Genomic DNA, 24986 nt, shown 5'->3' with positions numbered 1-24986 from the left:
GTGATCTCGGTGTGTCGGCGACCACGGCGGCAATCTCGCCGCCGGGGCCGAGTGGGCGTCCTTGACGTGACACCGGCGCGACCCGCTAACCTACCGGTTGGTTGGTTGGTTTGCGCTCACCGGTGAAACGCAGATTGGAGGACTGCATGGCCTCTGCTCCTGGCCCCGACGCTGTCCGGATCGCGAACTGCTCCGGGTTCTACGGCGACCGGCTATCGGCGATGCGCGAGATGCTCACCGGCGGTGACGTGGACTATCTCACCGGCGACTACCTGGCCGAACTGACCATGCTGATCCTGGGCCGCGACCGCATGAAGCATCCCGAGCGCGGCTACGCCAAGACGTTCCTGACCCAACTCGAGGACTGCCTGGGCGAGGCCCGTGACCGGGGCGTCCGCATCGTCGCCAACGCCGGCGGCCTCAACCCGGCCGGGCTGGCGGACGCGATACGCGCCCTGGCCGAGCGCCTCGGCATCCCGGCGAGGGTCGCCCACGTCGAAGGCGACGACCTGCTGGCGCGCGCCGCGGACCTCGGGCTGGGCACGCCCCTGACCGCGAACGCCTACCTGGGCGCCTGGGGCATCGTCGACTGCCTGGGTGAGGGTGCCGAAGTGGTCGTCACCGGACGGGTGACCGACGCCTCGGTGATCGTCGGGGCCGCCGCCGCGCACTTCGGCTGGGGCCGCACCGACTACGACCGGCTCGCCGGCGCCGTGGTCGCCGGCCACGTCATCGAGTGCGGCGTGCAGGCCACCGGCGGCAACTACTCCTTCTTTACGGAGGTGCCCGACCTGACCCACGCCGGCTTCCCGCTGGCCGAGGTCCACGCCGACGGCTCGTCGGTGATCACCAAGCACCCCGGCACCGGCGGGCTGGTCAGCGTCGACACCGTCACCGCGCAGCTGCTCTACGAGATCACCGGCGCGCGCTACGCCAACCCCGACGTCACCGCCCGGATGGACACCGTGGAGCTGTCCGCCGAAGGCCCCGACCGGGTGCGCATCAGCGGCGTGCTCGGCGAACCGCCGCCGCCCACCTACAAGGTGTCGCTGAACAGCATCGGCGGATTCCGCAACTCCATGACCTTCGTGCTGACCGGCCTGGACATCGAGGCCAAGGCCGACCTGGTGCGCCGGCAGCTCGAGGCCGCGCTGACCGTCAAGCCCGCCGAGCTGCAGTGGTCGCTCGCCCGCACCGACCACACCGACGCCGACACCGAGGAAGCCGCCAGCGCGCTCCTGCACTGCGTGGTCCGCGACCCCGATCCCGCGAACGTCGGGCGCCAGTTCTCCTCGGCCGCCGTCGAATTGGCGCTCGCCAGCTATCCCGGTTTTCACGTGACCGCCCCACCCGGCGACGGCCAGGTCTACGGCGTGTTCACCGCCGGCTACGTCGACGCCAACGAGGTGCCGCACGTCGCGGTGCACGCCGACGGCACCCGCACCGACATCCCCTGCGCCACCGAGACTTTGGAGTTGGCACCCGCCGATGCCCCGGCGTTGCCCGAGCCGCTTGCCGCCGGGCCGGTGCGCAGGGCGCCGCTGGGCCGCATCGCCGGGGCCCGCAGCGGCGACAAGGGCGGCTCGGCCAACGTCGGGGTCTGGGTCCGCACCGACGACCAGTGGCGCTGGCTGGCCAACACGCTGACCGTCGAGCTGCTCAAGGAGCTGCTGCCCGAAGCGGCGGAGTTCGAGGTCACCCGCCACGTGTTGCCGAACCTGCGCGCGGTCAACTTCGTCATCGACGGCATTCTGGGCCAGGGCGTTGCGTATCAGGCCCGTTTCGATCCGCAGGCCAAGGGGCTGGGTGAATGGCTGCGCGGCCGGCATGTCGACATTCCCGAAAGGCTGCTATGAATCTGTGGACGACGCCGGAGCGCGAACAGTTGCGAAAGACGGTGCGCTCCTTCACCGAACGCGAGATCCTGCCGCACGCCGACGAGTGGGAGCGTATCGGCGAGTTGCCGCGCGACTTGCACCGGCGCGCCGGGGCGGCCGGCCTGCTGGGCGCGGGCTTCCCCGAGGCGGTCGGCGGCGGCGGTGGTGACGGCGCGGACGCGGTGATCATCTGCGAAGAGGTGCATCAGGCCGGCGCTCCGGGTGGAGTCTTCGCCTCGTTGTTCACCTGCGGCATCGCGGTGCCGCACATGATCGCCTCCGGCGATCAGCGGCTGATCGAGGAGTTCGTGCGGCCGACGTTGGCGGGCGACAAGATCGGCGCGCTCGCCATCACCGAGCCCGGCGGCGGCTCGGACGTCGGGCACCTACGAACCTCGGCGGTGCTCGACGGGGACCATTATGTCGTCAACGGGGCCAAGACCTACATCACCTCGGGCGTCCGCGCCGACTATGTCGTCACCGCGGTGCGCACCGGCGGCGCCGGCGCGGCCGGTGTTTCGTTGCTTGTGATCGAGAAGGGCACACCGGGTTTCGAGGTGAGCCGCAAGCTGGCCAAGATGGGGTGGCGGTCCTCGGACACCGCCGAGCTGTCCTTCGTCGACGCGCGGGTGCCGGCGGCCAACCTGGTCGGCGTCGAGAACAGCGGATTTCTGCAGATCGCGCAGGCGTTCGTCGCCGAGCGCATCGGCCTTGCCGCACAGGCCTATTCGAGCGCACAGCGGTGCCTGGACCTGACGCTGCAGTGGTGCCGCGACCGGGAGACCTTCGGCCGCCCACTGATCTCGCGGCAATCGGTGCAGAACACGCTGGCCGAGATGGCCCGGCGCATCGACGTCGCCCGGGTCTACTCTCACCACGTGGTCGAGCGTCAGCTGGCCGGCGAGACCAACCTGATCGCCGAGGTGTGTTTTGCCAAGAACACCGCCGTCGAGGCCGGCGAATGGGTGGCCAACCAGGCCGTCCAGCTGTTCGGCGGCATGGGCTACATGGCCGAATCCGAAGTCGAACGCCAGTACCGGGACATGCGGATCCTGGGCATCGGCGGCGGGACGACCGAAATCCTGACCGCACTTGCAGCCAAGACGCTGGGATTCCAGTCATGACGACACTGCAGTCCACGCTCGATCCCAAGTCCCCCGCCTACGCCGACGCGTCGTCGACGGCAACCTCCAGGCTCGAGGAGATCGACGCCGAACTCGCCAAAGCGCTTGCGGGCGGCGGCCCCAAGTACGTCGAGCGCCACCACGCCCGCGGCAAGCTGACCGCGCGGGAACGCATCGAGCTGCTCGTCGACCCCGACTCCCCGTTCCTGGAGCTCAGTCCGCTAGCCGCGTGGGGCAGCGCGTTCACAGTCGGCGCCAGCACGGTCACCGGGATCGGCGTGGTGTCCGGTGTGGAATGCCTGATCGTCGCCAACGACCCGACGGTCAAGGGCGGCACCAGCAACCCGTGGACCCTGAAAAAGATACTGCGGGCCAACCAGATCGCATTCGAGAACCGGCTGCCCGTCATTTCGCTGGTGGAATCCGGCGGGGCGGACCTGCCCACCCAGAAAGAAATCTTCATTCCCGGCGGGCAGATGTTCCGGGACCTGACCCGTCTGTCGGCGGCCGGGATCCCTACCATCGCCCTGGTTTTCGGCAACTCCACCGCCGGTGGCGCCTACATTCCGGGCATGTCCGATCACGTCGTGATGATCAAGGAACGTTCGAAGGTGTTCCTCGCCGGTCCCCCGCTGGTGAAGATGGCCACCGGCGAAGAATCCGACGACGAGTCGCTGGGCGGTGCCGAAATGCACGCCCGCATCTCGGGTTTGGCTGACTACTTCGCCGCCGACGAGCTCGACGCGATCCGCATCGGCCGCCGCATCGTGGCCCGGCTGAACTGGGTCAAGCAGGGTCCGGCACCGGGGCCTGTGACCGCGCCGCTGTTCGACGCCGAGGAGCTCATCGGCATCGTGCCCGCGGACCTGCGCGTCCCGTTCGACCCGCGCGAGGTGATCGCCCGCATCGTGGATGGCTCGGAATTCGATGAATTCAAGGCCATGTACGGCTCGTCGCTGGTGACGGGATGGGCGCGGCTGCACGGCTACCCGTTGGGCATCCTGGCCAACGCGCGCGGGGTCCTGTTCAGCGAGGAGTCGCAAAAGGCCACCCAGTTCATTCAGCTGGCCAACCGCTCGAACACTCCTTTGTTGTTCCTGCACAACACCACCGGCTACATGGTGGGCAAGGACTACGAAGAAGGCGGGATGATCAAGCACGGATCGATGATGATCAACGCCGTCTCCAACTCGAGAGTCCCGCACATCTCGCTGTTGATCGGCGCCTCCTATGGTGCCGGCCATTACGGCATGTGCGGCCGGGCGTATGACCCGCGGTTCCTGTTCGCGTGGCCCAGCGCCAAATCGGCGGTGATGGGTGGCGCGCAGCTTGCGGGCGTCTTGTCCATCGTGGCCCGCGCCGCCGCCGAGGCCCGCGGCCAGCAGGTCGACGAGGAAGCAGACGCCGCGATGCGCGCGGCGGTCGAAGGGCAGATCGAGGCCGAGTCACTGCCGCTGGTGTTGTCCGGAATGCTTTACGACGACGGCGTGATCGACCCGCGCGACACCCGCACGGTGCTGGGAATGTGTTTGTCCGCCATTGCCAATGGCCCGATCGAGGGGACGTCGAACTTCGGCGTCTTCCGGATGTGAGTCCCATGGTCACTCGAGTGCTGGTCGCCAACCGAGGCGAGATCGCCCGGCGGGTGTTCGCCACCTGCCGGCGACTGGGCCTGGGCACGGTCGCCGTCTACACCGACCCCGACGCCGCCTCGCCGCACGTGGCCGAGGCCGACGCGCAGGTGCGGTTGCTCAAGACCAACGACTATCTGAACGCCGAGGCGATCATCGCCGCGGCCCGCGCGGCGGGTGCCGACGCGGTGCATCCCGGCTACGGGTTCCTCTCCGAGAACGCCGATTTCGCCGCCGCCGTGCAGGGTGCTGGCCTGACGTGGGTCGGGCCGCCGGTGGACGGGGTTCGGGCGATGGGTTCCAAGATCGAGGCCAAGAAACTGATGGCCGCCGCCGGGGTTCCGGTGCTCGACGAACTCGACCCCGACGCGGTCACCGAGGCGCAGCTGCCCGTCCTGGTCAAGGCCTCCGCGGGCGGCGGCGGCCGCGGGATGCGGGTGGTCCGCGAATTGCCCTCTCTCGCTGGCGAAGTCGAGGCGGCCCGGCGCGAGGCGCAGTCGGCGTTCGGTGACCCGACCGTCTTCTGCGAGCGCTACCTGCCGACCGGGCATCACATCGAGGTTCAGGTCATGGCCGACACCCACGGCACCGTCTGGGCCGTCGGGGAACGGGAATGCTCGATTCAGCGCCGGCATCAGAAGGTCATCGAGGAGGCCCCCTCGCCGCTGGTGGAGCGCACCCCGGGCATGCGGGCCAAGCTGTTCGAAGCGGCGCGGCTGGCGGCGAGCGCGATCGGTTACACCGGCGCCGGGACGGTGGAGTTCCTCGCCGACGACGACGGAGAGTTCTACTTCCTGGAGATGAACACCAGGCTGCAGGTCGAGCATCCGGTGACCGAGGAGACCACCGGGCTCGACCTCGTCGAACTGCAGCTCATGATCGCCGAGGGCGGCCGGCTCGATGCCGAACCCCCCGCCGCCCAGGGGCATTCGATCGAGGCCCGGCTCTACGCCGAGGACCCGGCACGCGGCTGGCAACCCCAGGCCGGCGTGATGCACAGGATCGACGTACCGGCGGTTCGGACCGAGTTCGCCTCACTCGGCCACCGGCCCGGAATCCGCCTCGATTCGGGCATCCTCGACGGTTTCACGGTGTCGATCCACTACGACCCGATGCTGGCCAAGGTCATCTCCTACGCCCCGACCCGCCGGCAGGCGGCGCTGGTGCTCGCCGACGCGCTGGCCCGCGCCGGCCTGCATGGCGTGCGCACCAACCGTGAGCTGCTGGTCAACGTGCTGCGGCACCCCGCATTCCTCGAGGGTGCCACCGACACAGCGTTTTTCGACACGCACGGCCTGGACAAGTTGTCGGCGCCGCTGGCCGACGCCGCGGTCGTCCGGCTGTCCGCGATCGCCGCCGCGCTGGCCGAGGCCGCCCATAATCGCGCGGCGGCGGGCGTCCTCGGAGCCGTCCCCAGCGGCTGGCGAAACCTGACGTCCGGCTATCAGGTCAAGACCTATCGCGACGACAGTGACACCGAGCAAAACGTCGAATACCGGTTCACCAGAACCGGATTGACACTGCCGAATGACGCGGCGGTGCAGCTGGTTTCCGCCGCGGCGGATCGGGTCACCCTCGCGGACGACGGGGTGGCGCACACCTTCGCGGTCGCGCGATACGGTGACGACGTTTACGTCGACTCGGCGCGCGGCCCCGTTCACCTGGTCGCGCTGCCGCGGTTCCCGGAGCCGGGTTCGACCGTCGAAAAGGGTTCCCTGGTAGCGCCCATGCCCGGCAACGTCATCCGCCTCGCCGCAGCGGTCGGCGACACCGTCACCGCCGGGCAGCCACTGATCTGGCTGGAGGCGATGAAGATGGAACACACCATCACCGCACCCTCCGACGGAGTGCTCGCCGAGCTCAACGTCGATACCGGTCAGCAAGTCGAGGTGGGCGCCGTCCTGGCAAGGGTGGAAGCGCCCCAAGCAGAAGGAGATTCGTAAATGACCGACACCAGCTTCATCGAGAGCGAGGAGCGGCAGGCCCTGCGTAAGTCGGTCGCCGCATGGGCCGCCAACTACGGCAGCGAGTACTACCTCAAGAAGGCGCGCGCGCACGAGCACACCGACGAATTGTGGTCGGAGGCGGGCAAGCTCGGCTTCCTCGGGGTGAACCTGCCCGAGGAATACGGCGGTGGCGGCGCCGGCATGTACGAGCTGTCACTGGTGATGGAGGAAATGGCGGCGGCGGGCAGCGCGTTGCTGCTGATGGTCGTGTCGCCGGCGATCAACGGCACCATCATCAGCAAGTTCGGCACCGAAGAACAGAAGAAGCGCTGGATTCCCGGCATCGCCGACGGAACCCTGACCATGGCCTTCGCGATCACCGAGCCGGACGCCGGCTCCAATTCGCACAAGATCACCACCACCGCCCGGCGCGATGGCGGCGACTGGATCCTCAAGGGCCAGAAGGTGTACATCTCCGGTATCGACCAGGCGCAGGCGGTCCTGGTGGTCGGCCGCACCGAGGAGGCCAAGACCGGCAAGCTGCGGCCGGCGCTGTTTGTAGTGCCCACCGATGCCCCCGGATTCTCGTATACGCCAATCGAAATGGAGCTGATCAGCCCCGAGCGGCAGTTCCAGGTCTTCCTCGACGACGTCCGGCTGCCGGCCGACGCGCTGGTCGGTTCCGAGGACGCGGCGATCGCGCAGCTCTTCGCCGGCCTGAACCCCGAGCGAATCATGGGCGCCGCCAGCTCGGTCGGAATGGGACGGTTCGTCCTCGACAGGGCCGCCGACTACGTCAAGACCCGCCAGGTTTGGGGCACGCCGATCGGTGCGCACCAAGGGCTTTCACACCCGTTGGCCCAGTGCCACATCGAGGTGCAGCTGGCCAAGTTGATGATGCAGAAGGCCGCCGCCCTCTACGACAGCGGCGATGACGCGGGCGCGGCCGAGGCCGCCAACATGGCCAAATACGCTGCGGCCGAGGCGGCTACCCGTTCGGTCGACCAGGCGGTGCAGTCGATGGGCGGCAACGGGTTGACCAAGGAGTACGGTGTCGCCGCCATGCTCGCCTCGGCCCGGCTCGGGCGGATCGCCCCGGTGAGCCGCGAAATGGTGCTCAACTTCGTGGCGCAGACGTCGCTGGGCCTGCCCCGAAGCTACTGATGGAAACGCTGGTCGAATACGCAGGGCCCGCCGATACCGGCGGCGCGTTCGCGCGGCTGACGCTGAACTCGCCCCACAACCGCAACGCGCTCTCGACCGCGCTGGTCACCCAACTGCACCACGGCCTGCGCGAGGCGCAGGCGGATCCGGCGGTGCGAGCGGTGGTGCTCGGTCACACCGGCGGCACATTCTGCGCCGGTGCCGATTTGAGCGAGGCCGCCGGGGGCGACCCCTTCGACATGGCGGTGGCGCGCGCCCGGGAGATGAGCACGCTGCTGCGGGCCATCGTCTCCTCGCCGCTGCCGGTGATCGCCGCCATCGACGGACACGTGCGCGCGGGCGGGTTCGGCTTGGTCGGTGCCTGCGACATCGCCGTCGCGGGCCCCCGCAGCACCTTCGCCCTGACCGAGGCCCGGATCGGCGTCGCACCGGCGATCATCTCGCTGACGCTGCTGCCGAAACTGTCGCCGCGGGCGGCGGCGCGCTACTACCTGACCGGCGAGACATTCGACGCCGGCATAGCAGCGGACATCGGGCTGATCACGATGGCGGCCGAGGACGTCGACGCCGCGGTGGCGAAGCTGCTCGCCGATGTGGGCCGCGGTTCGCCCCAGGGGCTGGCGGCGTCCAAGGCGCTGACCACGGCGGCGGTGCTGGAAGGGTTCGACCGCGACGCCGAGCGGCTCGCCGAGGAATCGGCCCGGCTATTCGTCTCCGACGAAGCCCGCGAGGGCATGATGGCGTTTCTGCAAAAGCGCGCCCCGAGCTGGACGAGTTAGCCAGGTGTCAAACAAACGCCGCCGGTCGAACCGGCCGGCGCGGGGCAAGGTTGCAGTTTGACCAATCCTCTTGCGGCAATAGCCGGACGTCGTAGGCTCGTGGGTGATGAGCAACTCTGCGCAACGCGATGCGAAGGACACGCGCGACGAATCGTCGCGCGCTGCCGACACTGATCGCATCCAGCTCGCACAGTTGCTGGCGTACGCGGCCGAGCAGGGGCGGCTGCAGATGAAGGACTACGAAGACCGGTTGACCAGGGCCTATGCGGCGACCACGTACGAGGAGCTGGACCAGCTCCGGGCCGATCTGCCCGGTTCGCCGATCAACCCGCGGCGGGGCGGCAAGCCCAACCCGGCGCCGTCCACTCTGCTGCTGGCCCTGTTGAGCGGCTTCGAGCGGCGGGGCCGGTGGAACGTGCCCAAGAAGCTGACCACCTTCGCGTTGTGGGGCAACGGCGTGGTGGATCTGCGCTACGCCGACTTCACCTCGACCGAGGTCGACATCCATGCGATGTCGATCATGGGGGCGACAAAGATTTTGCTGCCGCCCGAAGTCAACGTCGAGATTCACGGCCGCGGCGTCATGGGCAACTTCGACCGCAGCGTCCTCGGCCAGGGCACCCCCGGCGCACCGAAGGTGAACATCCGCGGCTTCTCCCTGTGGGGTGCCGTCGGCATCATTCGCAAGGCCCGCAGGCCTCGCGGCTAGCGTCAGCCGGGCACGTAGTCGAACTTATCGGGGTTGGGCCCGGTCCTACCCGCTTCACCCTTGTCCAGGGCTGAGATCGCGTCCATGTCGGAATCATCCAACTCGAAGTCGAAGAGCTGGAAGTTCTCTTTGACCCGTTCCGGGGTCACCGACTTGGGGAAGACGATGTCGCCGCGCTGAATGTGCCAGCGCAGCACCACCTGCGCCGCCGATTTGCCCCGCGCCCGGGCGATGCGGTTGATCACCGGATCGTCGAGCACCTTGCCCTGCGCGATCGGTGCCCACGCCTCGGTGGCGATGCCATGCTCGCGCCCATACGCGCGGACCTCTTTGTTCCCGAAGTACGGGTGAAGCTCGATCTGGTTGACCGACGGCACGGTGTCGGTTTCGGTGGCGAGCCGCTCCAGGTGTGCGACTTGGAAATTCGAGACGCCGATGCTGCGGGCGCGCCCGTCGCGGGCGAACTCTTCGAACACCTTCCAGGTCGAGACGAAGTCGCCGTCGTAGAGGGTGGGCAGCGGCCAGTGGATGAGGAACAGGTCGACGTAGTCGGAGTCCAGCGCCTTCAGCGTTCGGTCGAAGGCGCGGCGCGCGTCGTCGGGTTTGTGAAAGCCATTGTTGAGCTTGCTGGTGACGAACACGTCGCCGCGGTCGAGACCGGCGTCGCGGATACCTTGCCCGACTTCCTTTTCGTTGCCGTACATCTCGGCGGTGTCGATGTGCCGGTAGCCGATGTCGAGCGCCGTCTTGACCGCCGCAGCGGTCTCGTCGGGCTTGATCTGAAACACGCCGAAGCCCAGCTGCGGAATGCGGACACCATCATTGAGTTCGATCGTTGGAACCTTGCTCATGCATCTCCTCCTTCTCGCTCCGAGTACCCGGTCGAGTGAGCAGCTATCCGTTGGGGGCTAGCGGCGGCGGGACCGGAGGTAATCGCCCACCACGGCCGCGCCCAGGCCGTCGAGATCGGGCACCACGACACGCCCCTCGACGCGCCGGGCGACCTGGTCGATGAACCGGGCCAGCCCGGGGTCGCTGCCCAGCCGGAAGATGGTGATCTGCGCGCCGAGGCGGGCCATTTCGTCGAACCCGCGCACGGTGTGGGCGATGGTCCGCGGGTGCGGGGGGTAGTCGAAGAAGACGGTCGAGCCGTCGCCGTCGAAGTCCTCCAGGTGTGCGGTGGGCTCACCATCGGTCACCACCAGCACGACGGGCTGCGCGTTGGGATGCCGCCGTAGGTGACGGCCGGCCAGCGCCAGGGCGTGATGCAGGTTGGTGCCCTGCTCATAGACGCCCTCGAGACCGGTGAGCTCGGCCGCGGTCACCGTCCGGGCGTAGCGGCCAAACGCGATGATTTGCAAGGCATCCGAGCGAAACCGGGTGCACACGAGATGGTTGAGGGCCAGCGCCGTCTGCTTCATCGGCAGCCAACGGTTCTCCATCACCATGGAGAACGAGGTGTCGACCAGCAGCGCCACCGCCGCCTGCGTGCGCGTCTCGGTCTCGGAGACCTCGACGTCGTCGACGGTGATCTTCAGCTGTCCGACGGCGCCGTCCGGCGTGGCCGTTCCCGCCTGCCGCAGTACGGCATTGGTCAGCGTACGGGAAATGTTCCACGGCTCGGTGTCGCCGAACTGCCACGGCCGGGTGGCGCCGGTGAGTTCGCCGGCCGCTCCCGCGCGCCGATGGTCGCGCTCCCCGCGCCGGCCGGAAAGCTGTTGCGCCACATCGCGTAGCGCCGTCTCGCCGAGCCTGCGCATCGCCTTCGGCGAGAGGCGCCACTGTCCGTCGGAACCCCTGTCCAGGAATCCCTGATTGACTAGTGCGCGCTCCAATTCGGCGAGCGTGCGGGCGTCGACGGCGGCCTGGTCGCCGAGTTGGCGTGCCAGCGCGTCGAGATCGACGTCGTCCATCGTGGCGCCCGGATAGCTTTGCGAGAGCTGCTCGGCCAGCTGCTCGAGCTCGGCGATGTCGGCCAGCGCCTGGGTGCCCTCGCCCATCCCGAAGGGGTTGTCGCCGGAGAACTGTTCGGACCCGGTCCAGTCCTCCCCCGGCCGGGCGGCCTGCAGATGCGCGTCCAGCCGGTTCAGCGCCTGCATCAGCGAGGGTGACCCGAATGCCTGCTGCGCCAAGGCATCCAACTCAGCACGCTGGTCCGGGCTCAGGCTGTTGCGGAAGCGTTGCGCGGCGGCGGCGCGCTTGGCCAGGGAGTCCAACAGCTCGTCGACATTGCGCGGGTTCTCCGGGAAGAACTCGCCGTGCTTGTCCATGAATTCTTCAAAGTCCTGCTGGCTGTCCTCACCGCGGGCATGCTTGTCCAGCAGCTCGTTGAGGTCGTTCAGCATTTCGTTGACGCGCTGGCGGTCCTCGTCGGTGGCGCCCTGGAGCGCCTCCTTCATGCCGGCGAACCGCTGATCCAGCATCTCGCGGCCGAGGAGATCCTTGATCTGGTCGTACTTCTCGCGGGCCTCGTTGCTGCGCCAGTTGTAGTCGGAGAGCTCCTGAACGGCCTTGGCCGGCGACGCCGGTAGGGCGTCGAGCTGCAGTTCGCCGAATCGGGCGTCGTCGTCGAGTGCGCGGGCCAGTTCTTTGCGTTCGGCGAGCACGGCCTCGTCGAGCAGCTTCTTGATCTCCTGCAGAGTGCCGTCTAAATTGTTGCGGCGCAACAGTTCCCGTCGGCGCCGGTTCGCCTCGGCCGCCAACCGGTCGGCGCCGGGCATGTCCTTGGTGCCGCGGCGCAGCAACTCGGACAGCGCGCGTCGCGGCGACGTGCCGGCCATTACGTCCTGCCCGATCTGCTCGAGGGCCTCGCGCAGATCCACCGGCGGGGCCAGCGGGTCCGGCCCGCCGGTGTACGCCGAGTATCGCGACGAGTGGCCTCTAGCCATAGACGGTTTGGCCCTCCCCGGATACCTTGTCGATCCGCTTGGCCAGGTACAAGGCCTCCAGCGCGAGTTCGAGCGCCGCGGCGCGCTCTCCCTCCGACTGGGCGTTGACCTTGGCGGCGATCTTCTCCACCACCGGCAGGGCCGGAACCGCGGCCAGCACGTCCTTGGCCGACACCCGCTCACCCGTCGTGACCGCCGAGCCGCCCTCGACCGCCGACACCAAAGATCCGACGTCGATGCCGCCGAGCACCCGCGATGCGGTGTCGGCCGTCGCGCGGCGCAGCAGGTGTTCGAGCACGGCCTGCTCGCGGCCTTCCTCGCCGGACTCGAATTCCAGCTTGCCGCGCAGGACGTCGATCACCGTGCCCAGGTCGACCACCCGGGCCACCGGATCGGTCTCCCCCAGCATCGCGCCGCGGTGCCGGGCGGCGGCCGCGACAGTTTCGGCCGCGGCGATCGCGAACCGCGCCGACACCCCGGAGCGTTGGTCGACGGAGTTGGACTCCCGCAGGTACCGGGCGAACCGGGCGATCACCTGCATCAGGTAGTCGGGCACCTGCGCGGACAGGTGCGCCTCCTGCACGATCACGCCCACCTCCGCCTCGAGTTCCAGCGGGTAGTGGGTGCGGATCTCCGCACCGAACCGGTCTTTGAGCGGGGTGATGATGCGGCCGCGGTTGGTGTAGTCCTCGGGGTTGGCGCTGGCGACCACCAATACGTCCAGCGGCAGGCGCAGCGTGTAGCCACGGACCTGAATGTCGCGCTCCTCCATCACGTTGAGCATCGACACCTGGATGCGCTCGGCGAGGTCGGGAAGCTCGTTGACCGCGACGACGCCGCGGTGTGCGCGGGGGATCAGGCCGTAGGCGATGGTTTCCGGGTCCCCGAGGCTGCGGCCCTCCGCAACCTTGATCGGGTCGATGTCACCGACGAGGTCCGCGACGCTGGTGTCGGGGGTTGCCAGCTTCTCGGTGTAGCGCTCGCTGCGGTGCTTCCACTCGATCGGCAGGTCGTCGCCCAGGGTGGCGGCCTTGCGGATCGACTCCGGCGTGATCGGCGAATAGGGATGCTCGCCCAGTTCCGCCCCCGCGATCACCGGCGTCCACTCGTCAAGCAGCCCGGTCAGCGCGCGCAGGAGCCGGGTCTTGCCCTGACCACGTTCGCCGAGCAGGACGAAGTCGTGCCCGGCGATGAGCGCCCGCTCCAGTTGGGGTAGGACGGTGTCCTCAAAACCCAGGATTCCCGGCCAGACCTCATCGCCCTCCGCCAACGCGGTCAGCAGGTTTTCGCGGATTTCCTGTTTGACTCCCCGTTCACGATGGCCGGCGGCACGCAGTTCGCCGACGGTGCGGGGCAGATTGCTGGGTGATGGCACCACTCCACGCTACGCGGTGGGTAATGGCCCCACGCGCTGAGCGTTCAGTGAGCGAAGTGGCGGGCCCCGGTGAGGTACAACGTGACGCCGGCGCTGGCCGCCGCCGCGGTCACCTCGTCGTCACGCACCGACCCACCGGGGTGCACGATCGCTTTCACCCCGGCGGCGGTCAGCGTCTCGAGTCCGTCGGGGAACGGAAAGAACGCGTCCGATGCGGCCACGGCGCCGCCGACAGCTCTGACTCGATCGCCGCCGCGCTCGACGGCCAGCCGGGCGGCGTCCACCCGGTTCACCTGTCCCATGCCGACGCCGATGGTCGCGCCGCCGCCGGCGATCACGATGGCGTTCGACTTGACCGCCCGGCACGCCCGCCACGCGAAGACCAGGTCGGTCAGCGTGGCGGGATCGGCGGGTGATCCCGTCGCCAGAGTCCAATTCGCCGGGTTGTCACCGTGCGCGTCGAGCTCGTCACGTTGCTGCACCAGCAGCCCACCGCTGATCGGCCGCAGCTCGGTGCCGCCGGTCAGCGGTTCGGATGCCACCAGCACCCGGATGTTCTTCTTGCGCGTCAAGGCTGCCAAAGCCTCCGGCGCGTACGCGGGCGCGATGATGACCTCGGTGAAGATGGTGCTCACATACTCGGCCATCTCGACGCTGACTTCGGTGTTGGCCGCGATGACGCCGCCGAAGGCGCTCAGCGGATCGCATTCGTGGGCCTTGCGGTGCGCGTCGGCCACCGATTCCGACGAGATGGCGATCCCACATGGGTTGGCGTGCTTGATGATTGCGACGCAGATCTGTTCGTGGTCGAAGGCGGCCCGCCAGGCCGCATCCGCGTCGGTGAAGTTGTTGTACGACATCTCTTTTCCGTGCAGCTGCTCGGCTTGCGCCAGTCCCGGCCAGGCGGCGGGGTCGCTGTAGAGCGCCGCCTGCTGGTGCGGGTTCTCGCCGTAGCGCAGCATCGTCGAGCGGCTCCAGCTGCGCCCCAGCCACTTGGGGAACGCCGTCGGCGGGTGCTCGGGTGCCAGCGTCGACTCCATCCAGCCCGCCACGGCGATGTCGTATTCGGCGGTGTGCTGAAACGCCAGCGCCGCCAGCTTTTTGCGCTCGGCGAGGGTGAAGCCGCCGTGCCGCACGGCGGCGAGCACGCCGTCATAGCCGCGCGGGTCGGTGATCACCGCCACGCTGGGATGGTTTTTCGCGGCCGCGCGGACCATCGACGGCCCACCGATGTCGATCTGCTCGACGCATTCGTCGATGCTGGCGCCGGAGTCGACGGTCTCGCTGAACGGGTACAGGTTGACCACGACGAGTTCGAACGCCGCAACGCCAAGTTTCTCGAGCGCCGCGGCGTGCTCGGGTTTGCGGAGATCGGCGAGCAGGCCGGCATGCACCCGCGGGTGCAGCGTCTTGACCCGCCCGTCGAGCACCTCGGGGAAGCCGGTCAGCTCCTCGACCCGCGTGACCGGAATCCCTTTTTCGGCAATGGTCTTCGCCGTCGACCCGGTCGAGACGATCTCGACGCCCGCGTCCGCCAACCCCGTGGCGAGTTCGACGAGCCCGGTCTTGTCGTAGACGCTGATCAACGCGCGCCGGATCGGCCTTTTCGCCGTCTCCGGCCATTCGTCGGTGCTCATCGCTTGGTCGCCTTTCGTCCGATCGTCGCTGTTCTTCCGACCAGGGTCAGGCCGCCGGTCGCGATCTCGGCCACCACGTCCACCAGGAGCTTCCGTTCGGTGACCTTGATGCGTTCATGCAGGGCGTCTTCGGTGTCGCCGTCGAGCACCGGCACGGATTGCTGTGCCAGGATCGGCCCGGTGTCCGTCCCGGCGTCCACCAGGTGCACCGTACAACCTGTGACCTTGACGCCGTAGGCCAGCGCATCGGCCACGCCGTGCGCGCCGGGAAACGCCGGCAACAAAGCCGGATGGGTATTGATGATCCGGCCGTAGAATCGCGAGAGGAACTGGGGCCCAAGTATTTTCATGAAGCCCGCCGACACCACCAGATCGGGCGAGTGCGCGGCGGTGGCTTCGGTGACGGCCGCATCCCAGGCGGCGCGGTCGGGGTGATCGCCCAGCCGGGCGGTGAACGTCGGCAGCGATGCCCTTGCGGCGATCTCGGTGGCCAGGCACTCGCGATCGGCGCCGACCGCGACCACGCGGGCGGGGTAGTCGGCGACGGCAGCGTCGAGCAGGGAGCTCAGCAGCGATCCGGTGCCCGATGCGAGTACCACCACCCGCGCCGGCGCGCTCGGGGGCACATGGAGCGGTTCGGCCACAAGCAGAGAGCCTAGTGGGAGCTACTCGTCGGGCTCGCGGTCGGTCGCGGTCGGCTGCGCTTCGTCGGGGGGCGGCGCGTTGTCGTCGCCCACCGCCTCGTCGTCGTCGCTGACCAGCGCGTCGGGCGCGGCGAACTCGTCGGGATCGGCGAGATCCGGCGGCTGTTCGTCGTCCGCCTCGTCGAAGGCTCCGGCAAAGTCCGCCGGTTCTTCGGCCGCGGCGGGCGCGGGCTTGGGTCGCCGGGGCTGGGCCCGGACGCCGCCGCTCATCACCAGGGTGATCCCGCCGACGACCGAGAACCAGAAGAACACGCCGATGAGCAGGGCGCCCTGGTCGACGCCGACATCACCGAAGTTTCCCAGCCGGCCGCTGCCACCGTATGCGAGCAGGGACATCGCCAACGCCCCCGCGACGGAGGCGACGAGAAGCTTGGCCGTCGCCGGGATCAGCGGGAGCGCCCGCCGAGCGCACTGCTGCCCGACCGCCACCCCGGACGACGCGCCGATGATGAGCAGGGCGACCCACGCCGGCCCGAGCGGCGGGTGGGGGGCGGCGGCCAGGATCGGCAGCGCCGGAATGTCGCCGCCGAAGACGGTGAACGAACTGAACGTCGCGAAGCCGAGGTGGGCGCTGGATCCGACCGCCATCGCCGAGGTGCCGACGATGACGTTGGGCGCGTACAACATTGACAGCACCGTGAGGCTGAACTGTCCGAATATCGAATCGGTGATCCCGTAGAGGTCTTGCATCGTCGCCCAATGCACCACCAGCGACGCCGCGGTGACCAAGCCGGAAAGTCCGAGCAACGCCAGGACACCGGCCGACGCGGCGCGCAGGGCATCGCCGAGCCAAAACGGCAGGGACGACGCCGCCAACGCCCTTCTCCCCACCCGGGACCACACACCGATCGCGGCGCCGAGGGCATGCACGACGAGCACGCTGGTGAAGGCGCGCAGGGCGCTGGGCGTCTGCAGCTCGGTGATCACCGACGACGCGTCGTGGATGACGGCCAGGGCGATCGCCGCGATCAGCAAGGGACCGCCCAGCGCCGACGCGACCACCCAGCGGACGACCAACCACGAGGAATACGGAGAGATCGCCCGCGCCGTGCTGCGCGCGGTCGCCCAGATCATGAGCAGCACCGGCAGCAGCGGCATCACGCCCAGTTCGCGGCCGCCGATCGAGATCGGCACCTGGTGCACGCCCAGCCACATGCTGGCGATCGCGCCCAGCGCGCCGGTCATGTCGCTGTTGGCGATCAACAACTGCAGCAGCGTGACCGCGGCGATGATGACCAAGGCCACCACTGCCGGGCCGAACGCGACCCGGACGAGGTCACGCGCCTGGCGAGCGCCCGCTGGCCGGTTGTCCGCGCCTTCCGACACCCTTTTCACTCTGCGGCGTACGTCCCGACTAGGCGCGAGGGCGCACGGTTAGGAGGGCGCTGGACCAGACGGCGACGAGGGCGGCTGCTGCTCCTGCCCGTACGGCTGCTGCCCCCCGCCCTGGTTGGAGTAGTTGGGCGCCGAACCCTCGGAGCCCGAGCCGGCCGCGGGCGGCGGGCTGAAGCTGGGGAAGCCGGTGGGCGGCGTGGACGGTCCTTGTTGCGCGGTCGCTTGGGGCCCGGACTGCGGCTGGGCACCGAAACCGCCGGTCGGAACCCCGCTTTGGGTCGGGGCCTGGCTGGCGGGATAACCGCCGTACTGCGACCCGTATCCGGGGTGCTGCGGCTGCTGCTGGCCAGGCTGACCGTAGTAGGGCTGCTGGCCGTACTGCCCGTACTGGCCGTATTGGCCGTATTGGGCGTAGGGGTCGTACTTGGGCCGCGGCGCCGGCGCCGTGATGACGCCCGCCTCCAGCAGGACGACCACGACAGCGGCGATCGCCTGGAGCACGCTGCACGCCACCAGGGGCCACATCGCCCAGCCGATCGCGACGCCGGCCGGCAGGTTGATCGTCTCGGTGACGGCCAGCAGCGCACCGAGGACCGCGATGACCGCGACGACTCCGGCGTAGCTCTTGGCCTTGGGCAGCAGGCTCAGCCCCGCGAGCAGCGTGGCCAGCACCGCGACGATGACCGCTGTACCAGCGTCACCCGCCCGGCCGCCGACGCCCGGGCCGAGCTCGGAGCCGATGGTGAACGTCGGCCCGAAGTTCAGCAGATACACCGCCAGGCCGAGCACGACCACCGCGATGTTCAGGTAGAGCGGAAGCTTCGTCGTGCCGTCGTCGTCCTTGGTGAACGACGGCGTGGCGCCTGAGTAGGAGCCCCCGGGTGATGCGGGCTGATATCCGGGGCTACCGGGCGAGTAGGTCATGGCTCCTCCTGTTGCTTCCAGTGCCTTGAAGTGCCTTTGCGGGCGCCACAGTTGCGTCGCGACGCTGTGCTTGCGGGCGCGCCGTTCCATAAACGCCGTGCCCGGCGGTTGCGTTGCGACGCGATCGATCAACCACGCTAGCGCACTTCGGAACGCCGGTGCCGTGGCCACCGGCTTGGGCGCCGATCCGTGCCGCCACGACGGCGGCTTGCTCAGCGCAGGTAGAACACGTTCTAATTCTCTCCATGGATTACGGGCTTGTGCTTTTTACCAGCGACCGTGGCATCTCTCCGGCGTCGGCCGCGAAGCTTGCCGACGAACACGGCTTCACGACCTTTTACGTGCCGGAACACACCCACATCCCGATCAAGCGCGAGGCGGCGCACCCGACGACGGGCGACGCGTCGCTGCCCGACGACCGCTACATGCGGACGCTAGACCCATGGGTAAGCCTGGGCGCGGCGTGCGCCGTCACGTCACGGGTGCGGCTGTCCACCGCGGTGGCGTTGCCCGTCGAACACGACCCGATCACGCTGGCGAAAAGCATTGCCACCCTCGACCATTTGTCCGGCGGACGCGTCAGCCTCGGCGTCGGGTTCGGGTGGAACACCGACGAGCTCGCCGATCACGGCGTACCGCCCGCGAGGCGCCGCACCATGCTGCGCGAATACATCGAAGCCATGCGGGAGCTGTGGACCAAGGAGGAAGCGGCCTACGACGGCGAGTTCGTCAAGTTCGGGCCGAGCTGGGCGTGGCCCAAGCCCGTGCAGCCGCACATTCCCGTGCTGGTCGGGGCTGCCGGTAACGAGAAGAACTTCAAGTGGATCGCCCGCAGCGCCGACGGCTGGATCACCACCCCGCGCGACTTCGACATCGACGAGCCGGTGAAGTTGCTGCAGGACACCTGGGCGGCCGCCGGCCGCGACGGCGCCCCGCAGATCGTCGCGCTCGACTTCAAGCCGATTCCCGAGAAGCTCGCCAAATGGGCCGAGCTCGGGGTGACCGAGGTGCTGTTCGGGCTTCCCGACCGCCCCGAGGACGAGATCGCCGCCTACGTCGAGCGGCTGGCGGGCAAGCTGGCCGCCCTCGTCTGAGACCCCTTCGTACGGCGAGACGTAAACCACGGCGGCCGTCCGCGGCGTGTCGTGTTCGTGGTTTCAGTGTCGCGGAAGGACCCGAAGCTCAGGCCAGCGTGCAGCGGTTGCCGTAGTCGAAGGAGCGCACCCGCACCGAGTGCCCGAGTGGGTCGCCGTCGATCAGCAGCGCGATCAAGTCGTCGTCCTCGGTGGTGGACAGGAACCGGCTGCCGTCATCGAGCCGGCCGACGATGATCCCGGTCGGGCGGCCATCGTCGCGCCGCACCGTGTAGGTCTCGACGGTGCCGACGCCGTCGGCCTGCTCGGTCACCGACAAGGTCGGCCAGTCGGCGACCTGAGCCTGCGCCTGCGCGCTGCGGTCGGGCTTCCACTCCGTCGGGGTGGTGGAGTACACACCGACCGAATACTTGCTCAGGATGCCACCGTTGGCGCCCACCAGTCCGAATTCCCCTGGTGCCCTTCGCATTTGCGCGACGGTCTCGGCGACGGCATGCATCGAATAGTTGTTGCCCGCGCCGCCGAAGAACGGCAGCCCGCCGGTCAGGGTCAGGCCGCGCGGATCGTCGGGCGCGATGCCCATGCCGTCGCAGATGTTGAACACCGGCACCGGAAAGCAGCTGTACAGATCGAAGGCGGCGACGTCGTCGATGCCGATGCCGGCCATCGCCAGCGCCTCACGCACCGCCAGCACGTGCGACGGCGCATGCCCGAGATCGGGCCGCTCGAGCAGCGCCTGTTCCTCGATATCAGCGTGGCCGTGCAGGTACACCCAGTTCTCCTCGGGCACCCCGAGGCGACGCGCCGCGTCGACCGACATCAGCAGCGCGGCCGCACCCTGGTTCACCTGGTCGCGGGCGACCATCAGCCGCGGGTACGGCTCCGCGATCATCCGGTTGCGGTCGGTCACAGTGATCAGTTCGTCGACCGTGCGCTCCACCGGCGCGGCGGCGAACGGATTGCTGGCGGCGATCTTGGTGAACGGCGCGAACAGCTCGCCCATCCGCCGCCGGTATTCCGCCGGGCCCAGGCCGGTCCCGGCCCGCCGGGCGTTTTCCAGCAGCGCGTACTGGATCGGCGCGCTGGTCAGCCCGTGCATGACGGTGTAGCGCGAGACGAGCTTCTCGATGCCCTGGCCCCGGTCTTCCAAGTCCCCGTCGACCGTCTCGGTGAAGTCGGGCTTGGCTTCGGCTTTCGCGAAGTAGCGCAGCGTCGAGGTGGCATCCGAACCGAACACCATCGCGACCCGGGAGCGGCCCGCCGCGATCTCCGCCGCCAGCTCGCTGATCAGGCGCTGCGGCCCCTGGCCGCCGACGATCTCGAGGATCGCGCGAGCGGGCGCCGCACCGATGCGGTTGGCCACGGATCGCGGGTAGTTGTTCGACCGTCCCAGCGGGGCGTTGATGACACCGGAGATCTCGAACTGCCGGACGCCGGCCACGGTGTCGATGGCCGACGCGGCGTCCTCGACGCCGCAGTCGCCGACGGCGGCCCGGGCCGCAGCGGCGGCCAGCTCGACCGGCGACATCCCGCGGTAGTTCGGGTCGTCGATGCGTTCGGCGGCCTGCCCCACACCGACGACGACGGGGGTGTTCGGGTCGAGATTCATAGACCAACTATCTACCGCAGGTCCGTCTCCCGGCCTATCGGGGGTCGCCATGGCGGTTCGATGGTGGCGACCCGCTTCACCCGGCTATGCCGCGCTCGCGATCGCCACGACCGCTACAGGCTCTGCAGGATCTCCCTGGCCAGCGCCGCGGTCTCCGACGGCGTCTTGCCCACCTTGACGCCGGCCGCCTCCAAGGCCTCCTTCTTGGCGGCCGCGGTGCCCGACGAGCCGGACACGATCGCGCCCGCGTGGCCCATCGTCTTGCCTTCCGGCGCAGTGAATCCCGCGACGTAGCCGACAACCGGCTTGGAGACGTTGGCCTTGATGTAGTCGGCCGCGCGCTCCTCGGCGTCGCCACCGATCTCACCGATCATCACGATGACCTTGGTGTCGGGGTCCTTCTCGAAGGCCTCGATGGCGTCGATGTGGGTGGTGCCGATGACCGGGTCCCCGCCGATGCCGATCGAGGTTGAGAAGCCGAAATCGCGCAGCTCGTACATCATTTGGTAGGTCAGGGTGCCGGACTTGGAGACCAGCCCGACGGGCCCGGGGCCGCTGATGTTGGCGGGCGTGATGCCCGCCAGCGCCTCGCCCGGCGTGATGATGCCGGGGCAGTTCGGCCCGATGATGCGCGTCTTGTGACCCTTGTCCAGGTTGTAGGCCCACGCGTACGCGGTGTCCTGCACCGGAATTCCCTCGGTGATGACCACCAGCAGCGGGATCTCGGCGTCGATGGCCTCGATGATCGCGTCCTTGGCGAATTTCGGCGGCACGAAGACGACGGACACGTTGGCGCCGGTCTCCTTGATCGCTTCCGCGACCGTGCCGAACACCGGGAGTTCGACGTCCTTGCCGACGGGGTCGACGTGCGAGACGGTGGTGCCCGCCTTGCGGGCGTTCACCCCGCCCACTACCTGAGTGCCGGCTTTGAGCATGAGTGCGGTGTGCTTGGTGCCTTCGCCGCCGGTGATGCCCTGGACGATGACCTTGGAGTCCTTGTTCAGGAAGATCGACATTGCTTGGCTCCCTTACTTGTTCGCCAGCTCGGCGGCTTTGTCGGCGCCGGCGTCCATGGTCTCGGCCTGGATCACCAGCGGGTGGTTGGCTTGGGCGAGGATGCGGCGACCCTCGTCGACGTTGTTGCCGTCGAGGCGGACGACGAGCGGCTTGTTGGCCTCGTCACCGAGCATGTTCAGCGCCGTCACGATTCCGTTGGCGACGGCGTCGCACGAGGTGATGCCCCCGAACACGTTCACGAAGACGCTCTTGACCTGCTCGTCGGTCAGAATGACGTCCAGCCCCGCGGCCATGACTTCGGCCGATGCGCCACCGCCGATGTCCAGGAAGTTAGCCGGCTTGACGCCGTTGTGCTTTTCGCCCGCGTACGCGACGACGTCGAGCGTGGACATCACCAGGCCCGCGCCGTTACCGATGATGCCGACCTGGCCGTCCAGCTTCACGTAGTTGAGGTCGTGCTCTTTGGCCTTGAGCTCAAGCGGGTCGGTCGAGGCACGGTCTTCGAATTCCGCGTGCTCGGGGTGGCGGAAGTCGGCATTCGCATCGAGCGTGATTTTGCCGTCCAGCGCCAGGATTTGGTCTTTCGGGTCGCGCACCAGCGGGTTGACCTCGACCAGCGTGGCGTCCTCGGCGACGAAGAGCTCCCACAGCTTGTTGATGGTCACCGCGGCCGCGTCGAGCACCTCGGCCGGCAAGTGGCCCTGCTCGGCGATGGAACGCGCGGTCTCCAAGTCGACCCCGTCGACGGCGTCCACCGCAACCTTGGCCAGCCGCTCGGGCTTGGTGGCGGCGACCTCCTCGATTTCCATGCCGCCCTCGACCGAGCACATGGCCAGGTAGGTCCGATTGGCCCGATCGAGCAGGAAGGAGATGTAGTACTCCTCGGCGATGTCGCTTGCTTCGGCGACCAGCAGCTTCTTGACGACGTGACCCTTGATGTCGAGGCCGAGGATGTTCTTGGCGTGTTCGTAAGCGTCCTCGGGCGTCGCCGCGTACTTGACGCCACCAGCTTTGCCGCGCCCGCCGACCTTCACCTGCGCCTTGACCATCACCGGACGGCCGATTTCGGTGGCGATCTCCCGAGCGCCCTCGGCGGTGTCGGTCACCCGCCCCGGCGTAGTCGGTACGTTGTGCTTGGCGAACAATTCTTTTGCTTGATACTCGAAAAGGTCCATGGTCTCTCTGTCTTCGCTCGACTCAACTACTAGGCCTCTTGGTGGGCGGTGCCGCGTTCGGCAACTCGCACGGACGAACTGTATCGACCCTCCTACCGGCCTTTACCGGCGCGTCCGGCGATGTGGCACAGCTCACGACATCGCGGCGTACCCCGTTCGTGACCCAAATCACAATTTCAATCGGATTGCGCGACGAGGTTGCCAGCTCCGCACGTCAGCGGATACCGTCCTAGGGTCCAGATAACGGTATGGTCACGATACGAGGACATTTCAGCTTGCCCCAGCATCGTTTGGCTCCTTCTACTGCTGAAACAGCAGGTGTGGTGCGGGTTGGTCGCGCGGCCGGCGGCCGAGGGATTGAGCCCCATCGCAACGAGGTCACCGAGATCCTCCCGCTCGACGGCTTCGACTTCGATGATCTGGATTGGCGCGAAGAGGTCAGGGATCTCGGCGACCTCGACTACAGCAACGACTCGACCTTCGACAACGAAGCACAGGTCTTGCTGGCCCCCGAACTCGACGACCTGAACGAGGCCGACGACCCGGCCCCGCTGTGGCTGGCCGCCCCGGTCACCGAGGTGCTGCCGCGGGTGATCGTCAGGTCCGCCGCCGAGCCCCACATCGGTCGCGCGCACGACGTCGTCGGTGTGGCACGACGCGGCGGGCAGCATCGCAAGGAACCGACCAGCGCGGCCCGGGGCCGCCTGCTGATCTCGGCGATGGCGGCCGGCGCGGCCGCCGCGGCGGCCCACACCGCCACCAGCCATGCCGACACCCCCAAGACCGAGGCCGTGCTGACCGCGAACGCGTCGGCGCTCACCGGCGGATCGGGCAACAGCAACACCATCCGCGGCCCCCAGGTGGTCGCGCTCGAGCCGGCGGCGACCGCCGCCCTGCACAACCAGGAGCTCGCCAAGGGCGTCGCCTACGCCAACGATCGCGCTCAGCGTGAGGCGCGATTGCAGCAGCCGCTCTATGTGATGCCGACGAAGGGCATCTTCACCTCGAATTTCGGTTACCGCTGGGGCGTGCTGCACGCCGGCATCGACCTGGCCAACTCGATCGGCACACCGATCTACGCGGTGTCCGACGGCGTCGTCATCGACTCCGGGCCGGCCGCCGGTTACGGGGCGTTGGTCAAGCTCCGCCACGCCGACGGCACGGTCACGCTCTACGGCCACGTCAACACGACGCTGGTCAGCGTCGGCCAGCGCGTGATGGCCGGGGACCAGATCGCCACCATGGGCAACCGCGGCAATTCCACCGGCCCGCACCTGCATTTCGAGGTGCTCCAGGGCGGCACCGAACGGATCGACCCCGTCCCGTGGCTGGCTAAGCGGGGTCTTATGGTCGGTAACTACGCTGGTTGAGGTGACCGCGCCGAATCAACCACCTCCCGGTCCGCAGCCGCCCGAGTCCACGTCGCCGTCGGACTCCAAGACGCGGATCATCCGCCGCGCACCGACCGGGCCGATCCCGATAACACCGGAATCCCCGACCAGCCTCATCCCCCCGCAGCCACCGCCGTACCAGGGCGCCGCTCACGCGGGACGCCAAGCCACTTCGGGTGAGCCGAGTGACCGGACGGCCGTCGCCGCGTGCGCCGTCAGCATCATCAGCGGGTGGGCCACGTCGGTGGTGGCAACCGATCTGATCGCCGGCTGGTGGCGAACCGATCGTCTGTTCTGCATCGCCGTCGCGTTTCTGACCCTGGTGTTCGCCACGACCACCGTTTCCGGCGTGATCATGTTGCTGCAGCACCGGCCTTTTGGGCGTTATCTCATCGTGGCCGGTGCCGTGGTCGCTGTGCTGACCTACCTGGGGGTGTTCATCGCCGGTGCCCGCGTCGCGTGGATAGTGCACCTGCTGCCGCTGCTCCCGATCGCCAGCGTGGTGCTGGCGATGCACCCGCGAACCAGACGCTGGCTGGAAGCCTGACCCGCGCCGAAGCGGGTGCCGCCCCGGCGCCCGACCATTAGGCGACTTTCGAATCCGATA

Annotated in this window: 20 protein-coding genes; 10 read left to right on the top strand and 10 right to left on the bottom strand. The window is 68.6% G+C overall.

The genetic code is table 11. The features are described from left to right. Window positions 1-146 precede the first annotated feature (146 nt). The 7 genes from A5781_RS01785 to A5781_RS01755 all read left to right on the top strand — a co-directional run bounded on the left by A5781_RS01785 (window position 147) and on the right by A5781_RS01755 (window position 9230). Window positions 147-1856, top strand: a complete 1710-nt coding sequence (locus tag A5781_RS01785) for an acyclic terpene utilization AtuA family protein (RefSeq protein WP_067200230.1) — start codon at window positions 147-149, stop codon at window positions 1854-1856. Then, window positions 1853-3001, top strand: a complete 1149-nt coding sequence (locus tag A5781_RS01780) for an acyl-CoA dehydrogenase family protein (RefSeq protein WP_067200227.1) — start codon at window positions 1853-1855, stop codon at window positions 2999-3001. Before A5781_RS01785 ends, A5781_RS01780 begins: the two co-directional genes overlap by 4 nt. Further along, window positions 2998-4593 (top strand): acyl-CoA carboxylase subunit beta, encoded by a 1596-nt coding sequence (locus A5781_RS01775; protein ID WP_067200223.1) that lies wholly within the window; start codon window positions 2998-3000, stop codon window positions 4591-4593. The genes A5781_RS01780 and A5781_RS01775 overlap by 4 nt, the downstream gene beginning before the upstream one ends. A 5-nt stretch (window positions 4594-4598) precedes the next feature. Further along, a complete protein-coding gene (locus tag A5781_RS01770; protein WP_067200219.1) occupies window positions 4599-6575 on the top strand; it encodes a biotin carboxylase N-terminal domain-containing protein in 1977 nt (658 codons plus the stop codon). Continuing rightward, window positions 6576-7742, top strand: a complete 1167-nt coding sequence (locus A5781_RS01765; RefSeq protein ID WP_067200216.1) for an acyl-CoA dehydrogenase family protein — start codon at window positions 6576-6578, stop codon at window positions 7740-7742. It begins immediately after the preceding gene. Continuing rightward, on the top strand, window positions 7742-8521 hold the full coding sequence (locus A5781_RS01760) for an enoyl-CoA hydratase family protein (protein WP_067200212.1): 780 nt from the start codon (window positions 7742-7744) through the stop codon (window positions 8519-8521). The genes A5781_RS01765 and A5781_RS01760 overlap by 1 nt, the downstream gene beginning before the upstream one ends. A 106-nt stretch (window positions 8522-8627) precedes the next feature. Further along, a complete protein-coding gene (locus tag A5781_RS01755; RefSeq protein WP_067200208.1) occupies window positions 8628-9230 on the top strand; it encodes a DUF1707 domain-containing protein in 603 nt (200 codons plus the stop codon). A gap of 2 nt (window positions 9231-9232) precedes the next feature. On the opposite strand, the gene A5781_RS01750 is transcribed toward A5781_RS01755, so the two are convergent. From A5781_RS01750 to A5781_RS01720, 7 genes are read right to left on the bottom strand one after another with little or no spacing between them, the layout of a single operon-like run. After that, complete coding sequence (locus A5781_RS01750; protein WP_067200204.1) at window positions 9233-10081, bottom strand: aldo/keto reductase; 849 nt, start codon at window positions 10079-10081, stop codon at window positions 9233-9235. Window positions 10082-10138: 57 nt separating this feature from the next. Then, window positions 10139-12118 carry a VWA domain-containing protein gene (locus tag A5781_RS01745; RefSeq protein WP_067200200.1) on the bottom strand — a complete coding sequence of 660 codons (1980 nt, stop codon included), beginning with the start codon at window positions 12116-12118 and terminating at the stop codon, window positions 10139-10141. Then, window positions 12111-13496 carry an ATP-binding protein gene (locus tag A5781_RS01740; protein WP_067200196.1) on the bottom strand — a complete coding sequence of 462 codons (1386 nt, stop codon included), beginning with the start codon at window positions 13494-13496 and terminating at the stop codon, window positions 12111-12113. Before A5781_RS01740 ends, A5781_RS01745 begins: the two co-directional genes overlap by 8 nt. A 41-nt stretch (window positions 13497-13537) precedes the next feature. Next, window positions 13538-15130, bottom strand: a complete 1593-nt coding sequence (purH, locus tag A5781_RS01735; RefSeq protein WP_067200193.1) for a bifunctional phosphoribosylaminoimidazolecarboxamide formyltransferase/IMP cyclohydrolase — start codon at window positions 15128-15130, stop codon at window positions 13538-13540. After that, window positions 15127-15774, bottom strand: coding sequence for a phosphoribosylglycinamide formyltransferase (gene purN / locus A5781_RS01730; protein ID WP_067200190.1), 648 nt, complete (start codon window positions 15772-15774; stop codon window positions 15127-15129). Before purN ends, purH begins: the two co-directional genes overlap by 4 nt. Window positions 15775-15795: 21 nt before the next feature. Beyond that, on the bottom strand, window positions 15796-17169 hold the full coding sequence (locus A5781_RS01725) for a DUF6350 family protein (protein WP_082939176.1): 1374 nt from the start codon (window positions 17167-17169) through the stop codon (window positions 15796-15798). 39 nt (window positions 17170-17208) lie between these two features. Further along, the gene (locus A5781_RS01720; protein WP_067200477.1) at window positions 17209-18093 is read right to left on the bottom strand and encodes a DUF5336 domain-containing protein; all 885 of its coding nucleotides are present in this window, start codon (window positions 18091-18093) and stop codon (window positions 17209-17211) included. Between the two features lie 245 nt (window positions 18094-18338). Between A5781_RS01720 and A5781_RS01715 the strand changes: the two genes are divergently transcribed. Further along, a complete protein-coding gene (locus tag A5781_RS01715) occupies window positions 18339-19187 on the top strand; it encodes an LLM class F420-dependent oxidoreductase (RefSeq protein WP_066957480.1) in 849 nt (282 codons plus the stop codon). Between the two features lie 88 nt (window positions 19188-19275). On the opposite strand, the gene A5781_RS01710 is transcribed toward A5781_RS01715, so the two are convergent. The 3 genes from A5781_RS01710 to sucC all read right to left on the bottom strand — a co-directional run bounded on the left by A5781_RS01710 (window position 19276) and on the right by sucC (window position 22988). Continuing rightward, window positions 19276-20796 carry an acetyl-CoA acetyltransferase gene (locus A5781_RS01710; protein WP_067200184.1) on the bottom strand — a complete coding sequence of 507 codons (1521 nt, stop codon included), beginning with the start codon at window positions 20794-20796 and terminating at the stop codon, window positions 19276-19278. A 113-nt stretch (window positions 20797-20909) separates the two neighbouring features. After that, window positions 20910-21812, bottom strand: a complete 903-nt coding sequence (gene sucD / locus A5781_RS01705) for a succinate--CoA ligase subunit alpha (protein WP_067200182.1) — start codon at window positions 21810-21812, stop codon at window positions 20910-20912. A gap of 12 nt (window positions 21813-21824) precedes the next feature. Further along, window positions 21825-22988, bottom strand: a complete 1164-nt coding sequence (gene sucC, locus A5781_RS01700; RefSeq protein ID WP_067200178.1) for an ADP-forming succinate--CoA ligase subunit beta — start codon at window positions 22986-22988, stop codon at window positions 21825-21827. Between the two features lie 323 nt (window positions 22989-23311). Here sucC and A5781_RS01695 point away from each other — a divergent pair, with 323 nt between their 5' ends. Beyond that, on the top strand, window positions 23312-24358 hold the full coding sequence (locus A5781_RS01695) for a M23 family metallopeptidase (protein WP_067200473.1): 1047 nt from the start codon (window positions 23312-23314) through the stop codon (window positions 24356-24358). 1 nt (window position 24359) lies between these two features. Then, window positions 24360-24926, top strand: a complete 567-nt coding sequence (locus tag A5781_RS01690; RefSeq protein ID WP_067200174.1) for a hypothetical protein — start codon at window positions 24360-24362, stop codon at window positions 24924-24926. Window positions 24927-24986 lie beyond the last annotated feature (60 nt).

The organism is Mycobacterium sp. 852002-30065_SCH5024008 (genome assembly GCF_001665645.1).
GTDB classification, from domain to species: Bacteria; Actinomycetota; Actinomycetes; order Mycobacteriales; family Mycobacteriaceae; genus Mycobacterium; species Mycobacterium paraffinicum.
The sequence above is the reverse complement of the archived record's forward strand: the minus strand, read 5'-3'. Positions and strand labels throughout refer to the sequence as shown.